Source organism: Mycobacterium attenuatum (assembly GCF_900566085.1).
GTDB classification, from domain to species: Bacteria; Actinomycetota; Actinomycetes; order Mycobacteriales; family Mycobacteriaceae; genus Mycobacterium; species Mycobacterium attenuatum.
In genome coordinates this window covers 1-14775 of record NZ_UPHT01000105.1, presented here as the reverse complement: position 1 = coordinate 14775, position 14775 = coordinate 1, and the positions used below count along the sequence as shown (strand labels likewise).

Genomic DNA, 14775 nt, shown 5'->3' with positions numbered 1-14775 from the left:
AAAGCCTGCTGCGGTGCTCAACGAGACCGGGTCGGCCGCCGGTGGTATTACCGCGGAAATCACTGGTGCGGCAGCGGCATGCGCGGCCGCTAGCCGAGCGCTCAACGCCTCGACGGCGCCAGCCGCACCTGCCAACCCTTCAGGAACCACCCACAACGTCACCGACACAACCCTTTCCATGAATGTCAGCTGGCGGACGCTTTATCGGCGAACACGCAGCACCGGAAATTCTGATACTGCGGGGTTTTCGAGCTTCTGGCCGAGGTGATTTGACGATCGGTGCACCGCGTCGGACGCGTTGTTTTGTTGCGGGTTTAGGCTCCCCATTTGGCGGCTTCGGCGATGTCGCGGGCGTTCATCGCTAGGGTGTTGGACTCGTGGGTGGAGGCCATGGAGTGGTAGGCGCGCACCAGGTCTTGCATGGCGTCATTCCACTGGGCTTGCCAGCCCTGGTAGGTCATTCCGGTGTCGCCCTGCCAGGCGTTGGACAGTGCGGATTGTTCGCTTGCGATGTCGGCGCCCAGGCCTTGCAGGGTTCCGGCGTATCCCGACATGTCTCCGGCGTGGCCGAGCATCGCCGCGTAGTTGTACATGATTTGTGACATCAGAAATTTCCTTTCGGGAATGGGCAGTGGTGGTCGGCTCAGAATCCGGTGTAGCTTGACGCTGCGGCCGCGTCGGCAGCCACGTAAGTGCCGGCGGCGTCACCGAGATTGGCCTGCGCGATGTCTAGCAGGGCGTTGACCTTGCTGGCGGCCTCGACGAACCGTGCGTGCGCGGCCTGAAACGCCGCGGCGGACTCGCCCTGATGAAACGCTTGTGCTGACATCGCCGATTGCTCGGCCGAACCGATGGTGTGACGCATCAGTCCGGCTTTGGCGGTAAATGCGGTCTGCGACGCTACCAACTGCGGAATGTGGGCATCCAACAAGCTCACAACATGTCTCCTGTCATTTCGGTGTTGTTAAATCCGTGCGGCCTTGTGGCCGCGATGTAGCCGCGATGTGGCCGCGATACGTCACAGAGCACTCAGGGCTAATCTGCTATCAGCAGCTGTCCCAACCAGATCCGGGTGCCAAGTGGCCGGCAACATCGGCACCTGCGTGTCGTGGCCGAACTCGACATCTCCAACGGTGGTTAATCCGCCAGGCTGCACAGCACCGTGTTCGACCGTGCCGGCAAACCCCAAAGCGCCGGCACCCTGAGACCCCGCCGACACCGCCGATACCAACTGCGCCTGCGAAACCACCGCCGACACACCGGCAACCGGCTCGACCGCGCCGACGTGAGTGGCCGCCAACGGTGCGCCGACAGCTATATCCATCAGGGGAGCGGCCGCACTTGAAGCAGCGGCAGAGCTTGGCGACGCCAATGCCGCAGCTGCCGAGGGCGCCAACGCCGGGCCAATCAAGGTCAGGTTTCCGATGATCCAGTCAATCACGATCCCGATGACATGCAGAGGCGCCAAGAAAAACCCAAGCACACTTGAGATCCCGAACACCGGAATTGCCACCACGTAGAACAGAGCTGCAACAACGAGATCATACGCAAGAGTGGCATTACCTGCCCACCATGCTATTGCAGCGGCAGCAAAAAGCAGTGGTACAACCCAGACGGTGAGAAGAAGAGCCCAGAATCCGACAATAAGGATGGCCTCGCTCAGAATGAATCGGGCAATATATTCCAGGATCTCCCACAAGGGGAAGGGGGTGAGGGTGGTTTGGGCGGCGGTGGTGGTGAGGGTGGTGCCGGGTTTGATGATGGGGGGTGCGGGGGTGGTGTGTGGGGTGGTGGCTAGTGCGGTGGTGGTGAGTGTTTCGTAGGCGCTCATGGTGGTGGCGGCTTGGATCCACATGCGCACGTAGTTGGTTTCGTTGAGGGCGATGGGGATGGTGTTGATGCCGAAGAAGTTGGTGGCCAGCAGGATTGCGTGGGTGGTGTGGTTGGCGGCCAGTTCGCCCAGGGTGGGCATGGCGGCCAGGGCGCTGAGGTAGGCGGTTGCGGCGCTGTGGTGGACTGCGGCGGTGGCGGCGCTGTCGGTGCTGGCTTGGGTTAGCCAGGCCAGATACGGTGCGTAGGCGGCTGCGCAGATTTCGGCGCTTGGGCCGTGCCAGGCAAGGGTGTGGGTTGCGGCTAGTACGGTGGTGAGTTCTTCGGCGACGGCGGCGTATTCGGTGCTGAGCGTGGACCATTGGGCGGCGGCGGTGAGCAGCGAGGCGGGTCCGGGGCCGGCGCTGAGCAGCGCTGAGTGCACTTCTGGTGGGCTGGCCATCCAGATGGGTGCGCTCATATTGCACCGCCTGTTGGGCCGTAGGTCAGTGCTGCTGTGCTATCGCCGGCGGCGTAGCTGGCCCCGGCGGTGCCGAGGCCCACTCCGGAGCGGGTCAGTTCTTCGACTCCTTGGGTGGCCAGGCCCAGGTGTTCGATACCGCCGGCGCTAAAGCCTGCTGCGGTGCTCAACGAGACCGGGTCGGCCGCCGGTGGTATTACCGCGGAAATCACTGGTGCGGCAGCGGCATGCGCGGCCGCTAGCCGAGCGCTCAACGCCTCGACGGCGCCAGCCGCATCCGCCAACCCTTCAGGAACCACCCACAACGTCACCGACACAACCCTTCCGATCGAGCTCCGGCTGCGGTAATCAACTACGCATACATATGTATCAAATACAATACGAGCGTATTGGAGACAGTTGCACACGTCAAGGGTGTGTGTCAACCCCGGCGTGTCGGTTCGGTTACCCAGTTTGCTGGGGAGCGGTGAATACGGGACTGCGCCGGTGATCTCGGATTGCGAGCTGCGACGATGGTGATCGGAAACGGCTCGGACTCGCCGATTCGGTTGCGCGGCAGGACAACTGAAACTGAGCCGAGCAAACACTGCCCGCCTACTTCTGCCGCAGCGCCACTATCTGGTCGTTGCGGCCGCCAACGTAGACCGTGCCCATGTTGTCGACCGCCAAACCCCATGGATTATCGAGACCGGTGAAGTGCAGCTCGACTTGTGTCGAAGAGCGCGGCGGGAGTTTCAGTATCCGGCCGTTGCCCTTGTTAGTGACGTAGACCGCCCCGTCGCTGTCCACAGTGACGCCGCCGGGTTGCTTTAGTCCGGTAAACGGCAGCGTCGACTGGGTGTTCGCGCCGGCCGGCAACGCCAGAACCCGATTGTTGCCGCCGTCGGCGACGATCACTGTTCCGCTGCCGTCGACCACCAAACCGGTTGGATCGCTTAGGCCGGTGAAGGGCAGAACGAACTGCGCATTCGAACCGGCGTACAGTGCGACCACTCGGTTCTTCGCCGTGTCGGTGACATAGACGGTGCGGCTGCTGTCTACCGACAACCCGGTCGGATTGCTCAGATCCGTAAAGGGCAGGGTGACTTGGGTTTTCGAGCCGGCAGGAAGTACCACGACCCGCCTGTTGCCGGCGTCGTTGACGTAGACGGTGCCGCTGTTGTCGGCTGTCACACCGGTCGGATAGCTGAGGCCGTCGAAAGGCAGCACGACCGGAGTGGTCGATCCCGCGAACAATGCCAGTATCCGATTGTGCAGGGTGTCACCGACGTAGACCGTGCCCCCACTGTCGACCGATAGGCCTTGCGGATCACGAAGGCCGGTGAAAGGCAGCACCACTTGCTGAAACTCAGAGCGTTGCGGACCCAGCTTGCTGACGGTGACCATGGCCGCAACAGTGACAGCCACCGTGAGCAGGGCCGCGGCCGAGATGGCGACGGCCTTGCGGCGCCACCATGGCCGCGACGGTGACCGTGTCGCCTCCGCCGGTGGGCCGGCGGCGGGTTGTTGCCCTGGGACCGAGAGCGCCTCTGCCAGCTGCCGCGGCATCGTCGGCGGGGCCGGGATGTTCTGTCGCGGCGAGCGTGGTTGACCGCGAGTGTCCGGGTGGGCGTGCGCACCGACGGGGTGGCGAGTTGGCGGGGTCCGAATGGGCGGCTGCACCGGGGGCGCGGTCAGGGCCTCATGGGCGGCTCTGGCCAATTCGACCGCGGTCTCGTAGCGGTCGTCGGGATTCTTGGCCATCCCTTTGGCGATGACCATGTCCAACTTCACCGGCAGCCCGGGGATAAGGCTCGACGGCCGCGGCGGCGGCGCCTCGAGGTGGCTGGTGATCTGTTCCTCGATGTCACCGGGGAAGGGGCGCTGCGCGGTCAAGCACTCATAGAGCACACAAGCCAACGAGTAGATATCCGAACGGGCATCGATCTGCGCGGTGCTGAACCGTTCCGGGGCCATGTAATGGCAGGTTCCGATGACATCGCCGGTGACAGTCAAGCTCAATTCGCCCGCCGCGCGGGCGATTCCGAAATCGATCAGGTAGGCGAAGTCGTCGGCGTCGAGCAAAATGTTGGACGGCTTGACATCCCGGTGCAACAGCCCGTCGCGGTGGGCGGCGTGCAGCGCCTTGGCAACCTGCTCGACGATGCGCACCGCCCGCGCCGGCGGCAGCGGCCCCCCGCTAAGCACCGACTGCAGGTCGCGGCCCTCGATCAACCGCATGTCCACGAACAGCCGTCCGCTGATCTCCCCGTAGGTGTGGATCGGTATCAGATGCGGGCTGCTCAACCGTGCGGCCGCATGAGCTTCGCGGCGGAACCGCTGCTGGAATACCGCGTCGTCGGAAACCCCGGCGGACAGAATCTTGAGTGCGACGACCCTGTCGGTGACGGTGTCATAGGCCCGCCACACCTCGCCCATGCCGCCACGGCCCAGCAACTCGACCAGGCGGTACCTTCCGAACGAAGTTCCCTCCAACGAGCCCTCCCAGCAACCGCCAGCAACTGGCCAGACCATACGCGGCACCGGCAACAGTTGCAGGCATTTCGACGCGCCACGGCGCTGTCGACCCGGTGTCGGGGTGTGGGCCAGCCACCACGAAACTACCGGTTCGTTGCGCGGGAGGCCGTCGCACGCGAAGCCCGGCGAACAGACACAGAGTCGCACTGCGCGGACCCCGCGCGGGCGACTCTGTGTCTGCTCGCGCACAAGGCCGCACTAACGGCGCTGCGCATACCCGATCGCCGCCGCGGTGGACAGGTGAGCCCCCGCCGCCCAGCAGGCATCGAAATCGCGTTGCCCCAACGCCTCTCGAATGCAAGCGGCAGCAGCGTCATACCCCGCCTGATACATCGGGAAGCGGGGATGGCCCATGCGCTGCCGGATCGCCTCCGCCGCACCCAGCAGACGCGCCGCGTACGGATGGTCGCCGTCGCTGACAGCAAGGCGGGCAAGGCATTCCAGCGTGTCGTCCACTCGCAGATACCCCTGGGTGCGGGCGGCCACCGTGAGGGCATCGTGGGCGTCGCGCCCGGCCTGCTCCGGCTCTCCCTGTGCCAGTGCGACGAACGCGCGCGCCAGCAGCGCCATCATCCGATACCAGCCCGGCACCACCGCCACCATCTCATCGGCCAGCCGGCGGGCGGCGGTCAGTTCACCGCATGCCAACAAGGCCTCAGGCAGCGGGGCAACGCTCCTGGTGAACACCTCGCGCAGCGGATTGGTCTGGCGCAGGGCCGTCTCGGCCGCCGTCCTGGCTGCCACGGCGTCACCGCGGGCCAGGGCGGCGTTGGCGAACACCGAGTACACCGCGTCAGCGAAATACCCGCCCATCATGGTTGCGGCCTCCAGCGCGGACTGCGCTGCGGTCTGGGCAGCGTCGGCCTGGCCGTGGAATGAGAGCACTTCGCTGAGGCTGACGTAACTGAATACCGCCATGGTGAGGTCACCGGTTGCCTCGACTTCCTCGATCACACCGCGGGCCATCCCCGCTGCCCCGGCGAGGTCTCCCCGAATCATCAACGCAGTGCTCAGCCAGGCACGACAGTTCCGGGAGAAGAACCGGTCGCCCAGCTCATCGGCGAGCTCGCGCCCTTGTTCGGCGGCCGTGATCGCGGGGATGGGTTCACCAGCCATGACTGCCGCGGTCGCCTGATAGCTGAAGATCTGGCAGAGCGTTCGGCGATCACCGATCGCCCGGACCAGATCGATCGCCTCGGTGAGGTAAGGGTGAGATACCCGCGGATCGTAGAGGGCAAGCATCCCGCACGCGATCAGGGCGCGCGCGATCAGTCCCGGATCGTCGAGCTTTCGAGCGACGGCCAGCGCCTCCTGTGCCCGCCCCAGCTCGGCTGGGATGCCAACCCAGCTGGCCAGGATGCTGTACTGGGCCACCGCTCCCGCCCACACCGCTGGCGCTATTGCCGAGCGATCCGCGTCGGCAAAGATGGCCGACAGGCCCGCCAGCGCCTCTTTGACGCGCCCGCCCCGTAACCACAAGGGCCGCAACGACAATATGAGCTGTAGGGCGGTGTCCGGGGCGCCGGCTGTCCGGCTCCAGGTGAAGGCCGCTCGCAGATTGTCGATTTCGGTTTGCGCCCAATGCAGCAGTCGCTCGTCGGCCCAATGGCCCCTTGCCTCTAATTCGGCGGCCATACCCGTGTAGTAATCGCGGTGGTGGGTGCGCACCTCGTCGGTTTCGGCAGACTCGTCGAGCCTTTCCAGCGCGTACTGGCGCACGGTTTCCAGCAACCGGTATCGCATTCCGTCGCCGGTGTCGTCGGCGACCACCAACGACTTGTCGACCAACAGGCTTAGTTGATCGAGCAGCTGGTAACTTTCGACTTCGTTGCCGGCGGCAACGGCTTGGGCGGCATCGAGATCGAATCCGCCGGCGAACACCGCCAGCCGGCGAAACAGCACCCGCTCGGGCTCGGTCAACAGCGCATGCGACCAGTCCACCGAGGCCCGCAGCGTCTGCTGGCGTCGCACCGCGGTGCGCGCACCGCCGGTGAGCAACCGGAACCGGTCATGCAGCCCGTCGACGATCTGCTGCAACGACAACGCCCGAATACGTGCTGCTGCAAGCTCGATCGCCAGCGGCATGCCGTCCAGGCGTCGGCAGATCTCTTCGACCAGCGCGATATTTTCGTCGTCGACACCGAACTCGGGGCGGGAGTGGCGGGCGCGGTCGGTGAACAGCTCGACGGCCTCGTCGGTCACGGACAGCGACGGCACTCGCCAGCTCAGCTCACCGGGCACTCCCAGCGGCTCGCGGCTGGTGGCCAGGATCGTCAGCCGCCGGCAGGCCGCGAGCAGCGTGACGACCAGGCTATCGCACGCGTCGAGCAGATGTTCGCAATTATCAAGCAGCAGAAGGGCTTTGCGCTCGCCGATAAATCGGACCAGCAAGTCTGTGGTGGAGCGGCCCGGTTGGTCGGGCAGACCCAGGGCGCGGGCAACGGTCACCGGAGTGACGTCGGGGTCGGTGATGGGAGCGAGGTCCACGTACCAGAGCCCTTCGCTGAACTCGGTGCCGAGTTGGTTGGCGACCTGTACCGCCAGGCGGGTCTTGCCGGCGCCGCCGGCCCCGGTCAATGTCACCAGCCGCTCGCCAGCGACCAGACGACGCAACTCCGCCATTTCGACCTGGCGCCCGACGAAGCTCGTCAACTGCGCCGGGAGATTATGCGATGCAGCGATATTGCGGACGCGAAGCGGCGGGAATTCGTTGCGCAAGTCGGGGTGGCAGAGCTGGACGACGCGCTCTGGGCGTGGCAGGTCCCGCAACGGGTGGCTGCCCAGATCGGCCAGCCACACCCTGGCGGGGAGCCGATCGACAACCAGCGGCTCGGTCGCCCCGGATAACACGGTTTGGCCGCCATGGGCCAGGTCGCGCAGCCGCGCCGTGCGGTTGATGGTGGGGCCGGCGTAGTTGGATTCGTCGCGCAGCTGAACCTCGCCGGTGTGGATTCCGACGCGCAGCCTTATCGGCGCCAGCGGTGCTCGCTGTAATTCCAGTGCGCAGGCCAGCGCGTCGCTGGCACGGGTAAATGCGGCCACGAAGCTGTCACCCTCGCCCTGCTCGAGCGGGCGCACCCCGTGATGGGCGGCGACGGCCCTGTTGACGGTCGTGTTGAGCCGGGCCAGCGCCGCGGTCATGTTCTCGGGCTGGGTCTCCCACAGCCGCGTCGAGCCTTCGACATCAGCCAGCAGCAGCGTTACCGTCCCCGTCGGCAGCAACTCGCTCACACCCAACTCATCCCAGGTCAGCAGCGGAATCTCCGCGCGTCGGCTCATGGTATCCAGCGCCCGGGGACCGAAGGCGAACAACTCGCGCAGTAGTGACCGGGCGGGGCGGGTGTGCGAGCGGCGGCAGTGGGGCGGACGTACTTGGCGATACCCGGGGATACCGAGCCAGTTGCCGAGCCGGTGCCGAGCAATGTGCCGAGCCAGGTGCCAAGAAGGAAAGATATTTCCTGACCGTGATTCAAACTCGCAGGCCCAGGCGCCAGACATTGTCGCAGCGGCACCGGTCGGCGCGACACTTGCCGCCGCCATCAGGCCAAACGTCGAAATTCGCATAGCTCGTCAAAGCACCCCTGCGACGCTGCGGTAACGCGCCGTGATTGGCGGCGCGCCGGCCTCTGGTTTGCGGCCAGGCTGCATGATGAACCCATGGTGAAAGCGATCATTTTCGACGTGCAAGGGACGGCGACGGATTTCCATTCGACTGTCTGTGAGGAAGCTCAGCGCATCAGCGCCGGCCGACACCCCGGCGTTGACTGGGCCGAGGTAGTCACCCGCTGGCGTGCGGGTTACTTCACCACGTTGAAGGCCGCACCGAGCGAGCATGGCAAGTGGATCTCGGTGTCCTCGGTGTATCGGCGCTCCCTGGACACGGTCCTCGACGAATCCGGAATCACCGATTTCTCCGCTGCCGAGCGCGATGAACTCACCTTGGCCTGGCAGCGTCTGAGGCCGTGGCCGGACACGGTGGCCGGACTGACCCGGCTGAAACGCGACTACACGTTAGCCACCCTGTCGAACGCCGACGTCAGTGCGGTGATCAACATTTCCAAACGGGCGGGTTTGCCGTGGGATGCGATTTTCGCCGCGGAGATGGTGGGGGCGTTCAAGCCTGATCCGGCCGTCTACCACATGGCCGCGACCTACCTCGGACTCGAACCCGCCGAGATCATGATGGTGGCAAGCCACAAGTACGACATCCGTGCCGCGGCCGAACTCGGGTTCCGCACCGCCTTTGTCGCGCGCCCGCTGGAATTCGGTCCCGGCGGTGACGCCGACGTGGTTTACGAGGACGAGTTCGACATCAACGCCGCTGATTTCCTCGACCTTGCCGATCAGCTCGGTTGCTGACCGGGTTTGCCTAAATGCGGTTCAGCACAACGCGATTGCGCTGAGATGGCGCTACAGCAATTGGGCAAGTGCGGTCACAACCATGAGCACCAGCACCGCTGACCCGACGATGTAGACCTGACGGCGGGCAGTGATTCGCGCGGGTCGGGGCCGGCTCAGCGTTCGTTGCCGCTGCCAGGCGATCGCGTAGCCGCACGAAGCCGCAAGGGCAGCCAGGCCCGCCGGGATCAAACCCGCCGGTCCCTGGTGGCTATGCAGATTCTTGAGTGTGAGTAGCACCCCGTTGACCAGCAATGCGAACGACGTCCTGGTCCAGGCCAGCGTCGTGCGTTCTGCCTGTAGACCGCGATCCGATGTCTCGCCGGTCGCCGTCGGCTGGCTCAACCCCGGACTGCCTTGACGATCACCAAGCCGAGCGCCACGATCCCGACCACGGCCAGACCCACCGCCAGGTATGCGGGAGTGGGATGACGGGGCAAGGGCAGGCCGCGGCGCATGGCACGATCGGCCTGCCGCCAGCGCAGCAGGCCCATCCCGCTGGTGAGGATTGCCAGCGCCGCGAGCGCCACCCCTAACATCCGGCGGGCACCGGGGATTGCCAGCTCCGGGACGAGTTGTACCAGTGCGACCGCTGCGGCGAGCAGCCCCAGGGCGGTGCGCTGCCACGCTAGGAACGTCCGTTCGTTGGCCAGGGTGAACCGGTAGTCGGGATCGGTCTCCGCGGGGCCGTCAGCGCCCTGCATGCTGGCGGGCGTGTGGTTATCGGCCACGGGGCAACTCCCAGAGAAAGTCGGGGACAGGGCTTCGGCGTCGACCGAGTGTAGCCAGGGCTGGCGCGCTGGCGCGGTGGAATGCTGTGGTGAGAAGGCGACTCTCTTCCGATGCTCCCGGGTCCGATCGTTGCTGCGTTGCCGTCGAGACGGCCACCCCTACATTTAGTCGTCCTAAGCACCTGACCAGCGGTTTCAGGTTCGTGCCGGTTTGCCCAACTGGCCACCCAGCGGCTGGCCCGCCGCTACTCTGTCACTGTTCGGAGCTAGCTCGGTCTATGTAGGTGCCTATATGGGCCGGTATCGGAGGGCTATGACGAGTTCCGAAGTGGCGGCGCCGCACAGCGGCTGTCCAATAGCGCGTGGCTTACCAAGGACCAGCTACGGTTCGACTCTACGGTCGACGGGCTGGTCGGAACTCCAGATGAACGCGCTGTGGCGCGATGCGCGGGTGGTCGGGACCTATGGCCCGGAGGTCGCGAAGCGACTAGCGCTCAGGGCCGCCGGCAAGGTCCGATCGAGACTGGACGGCAGCCGCGCCGGCAAACATGTGCAGCTCACCGATTTCGATCCGTTCGATCCGGTGACAGCCGCCGACCCGTACCCGCATTACCGCGAGCTTCTGGCGGGCGAGCGCATCCAGTACAACCCCAAACGCGACGTCTACATCCTGAGTCGATACACCGACGTCCGCGAAGCCGCGCGCGACCATCATGGGTTGTCCAGCGCCGGGGGAGTCACGTTTTCCCGTGGATGTCTGCCCTTCCTTCCCACCGCTGACCCGCCGACACACACCCGGTTACGCAAGCAGCTGGCACCGACTATGGCACGCGGAGCGCTGGAGTCCTGGCGTCCGATGATCAACCAACTGGCCCAGGAATTGGTGGCTGAACTGCTGGCCCGGACACCCGCGGACGTCGTCGCCACCGTGGCCGCGCCGCTGCCGATGCGCACCATCACCACCGTTCTGGGCGTGCCGGGACCGGACGAGGCCATGTTCTGCCGCTTGTCCAACCAGGCGGCTCGGATCACCGACGTTGCGCTGTCGGCTTGCGGGCTGGTTTCGCTTGTGCAGGGCTTCAACGGTTTTCGGCGGCTGCGTGCCCTGTTCACGCAGCGGCGCGCCGATGGGCTACTGGCAGAGGACTCTGTTATCGGCAGGCTCGCCGCGTATGCCGACCACGGTCACCTCAGCGATGACGAATTCTTCTTTTTCGCGGTGTTGCTGCTGGTTGCCGGCTATGAAAGCACCGCGCATCTGCTCAGCACGTTGTTCCTCACGCTCGCCGAGTTTCCCGATCAGCTCGGGCTCCTGTCGCGGCGACCCGAACTGATCGCCCCGGCGCTCGAGGAGCAACTTCGCTTCGTGTCTCCGATCCAAAGCATCTGCCGCACAACGCGGGTCGACTATCCCGTGGGCGGTGCGGTCATTCCGGCGGGCTCGCTGGTACTGCTGGCATGGGGCGCTGCGAATCGCGACCCGCGCCAATTCGACGACCCGGACGTTTTTCGCGCCGACCGCAACCCGACGGGCCATCTGGCGTTCGGCTCCGGCATCCACCTGTGTCCCGGGACCCAGCTGGCGCGGATGGAAGGCCAGGCCGTGCTCGGCGAGATCGTCAGAAGAATCGACCGGATAGAGGTAGTCGAGCCGCCGGCGTGGACGACGAACGCCAATCTTCGCGGCCCGACCCGGCTCCGCGTTGCCGTGGCACCCCGCGTATCTCGATGAAGACGCCCCGCTCACGGTGGCACGAGTGGGCGGTGCCGCTTTGGATCGGCTGCAATTTCACCGCCTGGGTTCGATTGTTGATCCATAACCGTTTTGCGGTGCACTGGAGCCGCTGGCATTTCGCGGTGCTCTACACGTTTCTCAGTGTGGTCAATTCCGTTCTCGGACTGTGCCAGCAGGCTGTGTTCGGCAGGCGTGTGGCGGAAACGGTGATTGCCGATCCGCCGATCTTCATCGTCGGGCACTGGCGTACCGGGACCACCTTGCTGCACGAACTGCTGACCCTTGACGATCACCACACCGCGCCCACCGGCTACGAATGCCTTGCACCGCAGCATTTCCTGGTGACGGAGTGGTTCGCGCCCTGGGCGGGTTTCCTGGTGCCCAAGCATCGGCCCATGGACAACATGGAGCTGAGCCTGCAACACCCGCAGGAAGACGAATTCATCTGGTGCGTGCAGGGACTGCCGTCGCCATACCTGGCTATCGCGTTCCCCAACCGGCCGCTGGCACACGAGCGATATCTGGACTTGGAGCAATTGACACCGCGAGAGCTGGAAGCGTGGAAACGAACCCTGTTTCGCTTCGTCCAGCGACTGTACTTTCGCCGCGGAAAGACGGTAATCCTGAAAAACCCTCTTCACAGTTTGCGGATCAAGGTACTGCTGGATGTTTTTCCGCGAGCGAAGTTCATCCACATCGTCCGAGACCCGAAAGTCGTTTACCCGTCGACGATTCACCTTCACAAAGCGTTCACCCGGATACACGCCCTGCAGCGACCGACGTTCGCGGGGCTGGACGACAAGGTGCTGTCCACCTACGTCGACCTGTACCGAAAACTAGAGGAGGGACGCAAACTCGTTGACCCGTCCAGCTTTTACGAATTGCGCTATGAGGACCTGGTCGCCGATCCCGAAGGTCAGCTGAGCCGACTGTACGAGCACCTGAGGCTGGGCGACTTCGAACGGCTGCGGCCGCGGCTGCGCCGGTATTTCGCCGAGCGGGCGGACTACGAAACCAACACCTATCAAGTGACCGCCGAACAACGGGCGACCGTCACGCAACACTGGGGCGAGGTCATCGACCGTTACGGATACCGGTAAACCGGCACGTCCACTGCCCATGGCTGGCGGCTGACCAGATCGGCGACCTGTACCCGACCGCGCTGGAACTGGCCGGTGGCCACGTCGACCAGCCGATACTGCTGGTCGGGCCGGTGAATGGGTTGAGCATCGAGAACCACGATGCGAACCTCACCGGGCTCGAACCGGTGTCGACGCTGCAGGGCCGCGAGCAACTGCTCGCTGTGCATGGTGCCGTCGGCGAAATGCAGGCCCGTCGCTGCGGCGCATATCCATGCGCCGTCGACGATCGTGTAGCCGGATTCGCGGCCTGTCGGGATGGCCCGGTGTGCCAGGGTGAACAGCGCCCGCCCGCTGCTGCTCAAGGCGCGCAGGGCATACCCCAAATAGGCCGGGATTTCTTCGGGTTCATGTTCCCACGTCCAGTCCTATCCACTCGCCGATAACGGCGAGCGGCAGGGGCAGGCAGATGGCGGTCATGAAGTCGAACACGGTCCCGGTTGGGGGATGGTCGATGATCGCCGCGGCGATGGATTGCACGCCCTCGGTGAGACCCTCGATGAACGACGGCGTGAAAACGTCGCGTACCGACCCGCGCAATCGGAGGTGCTCGTCACCGTCGGTGAACAGCATGGACCGTTCGACCAAGGCGCTACCGGCGTCATCGACCCCATTCCTCGCGTAGGGGTTGGCCCGCGGGTCGATCGACCATCCCGATCCGCCGAGCACCTGTTGTGCGGTGCGGTAGCCGAATACCAGCCAGCTCTGCGCGGTCGAGTTCCATACCACATCGCTGCCGTTGCGGTGTCGCTCGTAGAACGGGTACGGGTCGGCGGCTTCCCACGGCAGCCGGGGCGTCGCTGCGCTAGGGATGGTCATGGCGGTCCAGCCCGAACGGCAGGCCGCGTCTGCGCACCCAGGCGCAATGCTGCTTGCCCAACGGCGTGATCGGCTCCGCGACGCCGTCGAGGTCATCGGCGATCGACCGGGCATGCACGCTGGCCCCGAGCATGGCGCATATTGCGTTGACGTTGAGGCTGATTCGCGACATGAACACCAGATCTTCGGGTAGCGACATGCGGCGCACCGGGTGGTCGGGCGACAGCGGCACCAGTGCGCGCACCGCTCGCCGCGAGGTGTCTGTGGTGAAGGTGACTGGCTGCGGGCCCAGGGCCTCCTGAAGGATCTCGGCCCACCATTGATACACGTGGGCGCCGGTGAGGCCGGAATCGGCCGCCAGAAAGCCCGCGTCCACCATGAGCTCGCGCAGCTGGTGAGTGCGCCCGTCCAAGGCCGCCCGCACCGTGTGTATGTATTTGTAGCGAAACGGCTCGGGAACGACCTTCACACAACCGAAGTCGAGAAAGCCGATCCGCCCGTCGGGCCCGAACCGGTAATTGCCGGGGTGCGGATCGGCATGAAACAGATTCGCGTGGCGGGCCGAGCCGGTGGCAAACCGCAAGATGGCCTCGGCCCAGCAGTTCTTGAGTTCCTGATCGGCCTCCTGTGCCGCAGCCCAATCCATTCCGTCCAGGTAGGTCATGGTCAACACCCGATCACCCGATGCTTCCGCAACGACCTCCGGGATCCGGATGAACGGGTGGTCGCGGTACAGCGCGGCGAATACGGTGATGTTGGCCGCTTCGTGGCGGTAGTCGATTTCCTCGCTGATGCGAGCGGCGACCTCGCGCGCGGCCCGCTTGACGTCGGCCTGAATCACGTTGCCCAACGTCGTTGACACCAGCCGCAAGAAGCTCGCGAGCAGTTCGGTGTTGGCCAGATCGTCGCGGATGGCTTCGGCCGCGCCCGGATACTGGATCTTGACTGCCACGGGGCGGCCATCGTGCAGTACCGCCCGGTGCACCTGCCCGATGGAGGCAGCGGCCATCGGCTCGCCAGCGAACTCGGCGAAGACCTCCTCGGCGGGCCGGCCAAGATCGTCGTGCAGCACCTCGCGGGCCAGGGCCGCATCCATCGGCGGGGCATCGGCCTGCAGGTGCGCCAGTGCGGCCTGGTATCCGGAAA

14 protein-coding genes and 1 pseudogene are annotated in these 14775 nt (G+C 65.3%); 3 read left to right on the top strand and 12 right to left on the bottom strand.

From position 1 onward, the window contains the following. The 7 genes from EET13_RS17520 to EET13_RS17490 form a co-directional block, all read right to left on the bottom strand. Positions 1-162 (bottom strand): PE domain-containing protein (locus EET13_RS17520; RefSeq protein WP_136623183.1); only part of this gene is annotated, 162 nt, incomplete at its 3' end. A 152-nt stretch (positions 163-314) separates the two neighbouring features. Next, on the bottom strand, positions 315-605 hold the full coding sequence (locus EET13_RS17515; protein WP_036402606.1) for a WXG100 family type VII secretion target: 291 nt from the start codon (positions 603-605) through the stop codon (positions 315-317). A 38-nt stretch (positions 606-643) separates the two neighbouring features. Further along, a complete protein-coding gene (gene esxG / locus EET13_RS17510; protein WP_036402608.1) occupies positions 644-937 on the bottom strand; it encodes a type VII secretion system protein EsxG in 294 nt (97 codons plus the stop codon). Between the two features lie 81 nt (positions 938-1018). After that, the gene (locus EET13_RS17505; RefSeq protein ID WP_122443469.1) at positions 1019-2290 is read right to left on the bottom strand and encodes a PPE family protein; all 1272 of its coding nucleotides are present in this window, start codon (positions 2288-2290) and stop codon (positions 1019-1021) included. Continuing rightward, on the bottom strand, positions 2287-2601 hold the full coding sequence (locus EET13_RS17500; RefSeq protein ID WP_122443472.1) for a PE family protein: 315 nt from the start codon (positions 2599-2601) through the stop codon (positions 2287-2289). The genes EET13_RS17505 and EET13_RS17500 overlap by 4 nt, the downstream gene beginning before the upstream one ends. Before the next feature lie 283 nt (positions 2602-2884). Further along, positions 2885-4765, bottom strand: coding sequence for a serine/threonine-protein kinase PknD (locus EET13_RS17495; RefSeq protein ID WP_122443471.1), 1881 nt, complete (start codon positions 4763-4765; stop codon positions 2885-2887). Between the two features lie 240 nt (positions 4766-5005). Further along, entirely contained in the window at positions 5006-8086 is a 3081-nt protein-coding gene (locus EET13_RS17490) for an ATP-binding protein (protein ID WP_122443468.1), read from the bottom strand. A gap of 378 nt (positions 8087-8464) precedes the next feature. Here EET13_RS17490 and EET13_RS17485 point away from each other — a divergent pair, with 378 nt between their 5' ends. Next, a complete protein-coding gene (locus tag EET13_RS17485) occupies positions 8465-9166 on the top strand; it encodes a haloacid dehalogenase type II (protein WP_122443467.1) in 702 nt (233 codons plus the stop codon). A gap of 51 nt (positions 9167-9217) precedes the next feature. Here the strand turns inward: EET13_RS17485 and EET13_RS17480 are convergent, their stop codons facing one another. After that, positions 9218-9550: a DUF202 domain-containing protein gene (locus tag EET13_RS17480; RefSeq protein WP_122443466.1), complete on the bottom strand. Its 333-nt coding sequence runs from the start codon at positions 9548-9550 to the stop codon at positions 9218-9220. Further along, positions 9547-9909, bottom strand: a complete 363-nt coding sequence (locus EET13_RS17475) for a YidH family protein (RefSeq protein WP_122443470.1) — start codon at positions 9907-9909, stop codon at positions 9547-9549. The genes EET13_RS17480 and EET13_RS17475 overlap by 4 nt, the downstream gene beginning before the upstream one ends. 319 nt (positions 9910-10228) lie before the next feature. Here EET13_RS17475 and EET13_RS17470 point away from each other — a divergent pair, with 319 nt between their 5' ends. Together EET13_RS17470 and EET13_RS17465 are read left to right on the top strand one after the other, a co-directional pair. Further along, complete coding sequence (locus tag EET13_RS17470) at positions 10229-11668, top strand: cytochrome P450 (protein ID WP_122443465.1); 1440 nt, start codon at positions 10229-10231, stop codon at positions 11666-11668. Continuing rightward, positions 11665-12771, top strand: a complete 1107-nt coding sequence (locus EET13_RS17465; protein ID WP_122443464.1) for a sulfotransferase family protein — start codon at positions 11665-11667, stop codon at positions 12769-12771. Before EET13_RS17470 ends, EET13_RS17465 begins: the two co-directional genes overlap by 4 nt. Here the strand turns inward: EET13_RS17465 and EET13_RS17460 are convergent. The 3 genes and pseudogenes from EET13_RS17460 to EET13_RS17450 all read right to left on the bottom strand — a co-directional run. Continuing rightward, a pseudogene (locus EET13_RS17460) lies at positions 12756-13151 on the bottom strand (DUF3556 domain-containing protein); the annotation flags it as partial. The gene EET13_RS17465 and the pseudogene EET13_RS17460 overlap by 16 nt on opposite strands. Positions 13152-13158: 7 nt before the next feature. Beyond that, a complete protein-coding gene (locus tag EET13_RS17455) occupies positions 13159-13629 on the bottom strand; it encodes a cytochrome P450 (protein ID WP_244603969.1) in 471 nt (156 codons plus the stop codon). Further along, the coding region (locus EET13_RS17450) for an ABC1 kinase family protein (protein ID WP_136623182.1) at positions 13616-14775 on the bottom strand (1160 nt) is incomplete at its 5' end. The genes EET13_RS17450 and EET13_RS17455, both read right to left, overlap by 14 nt.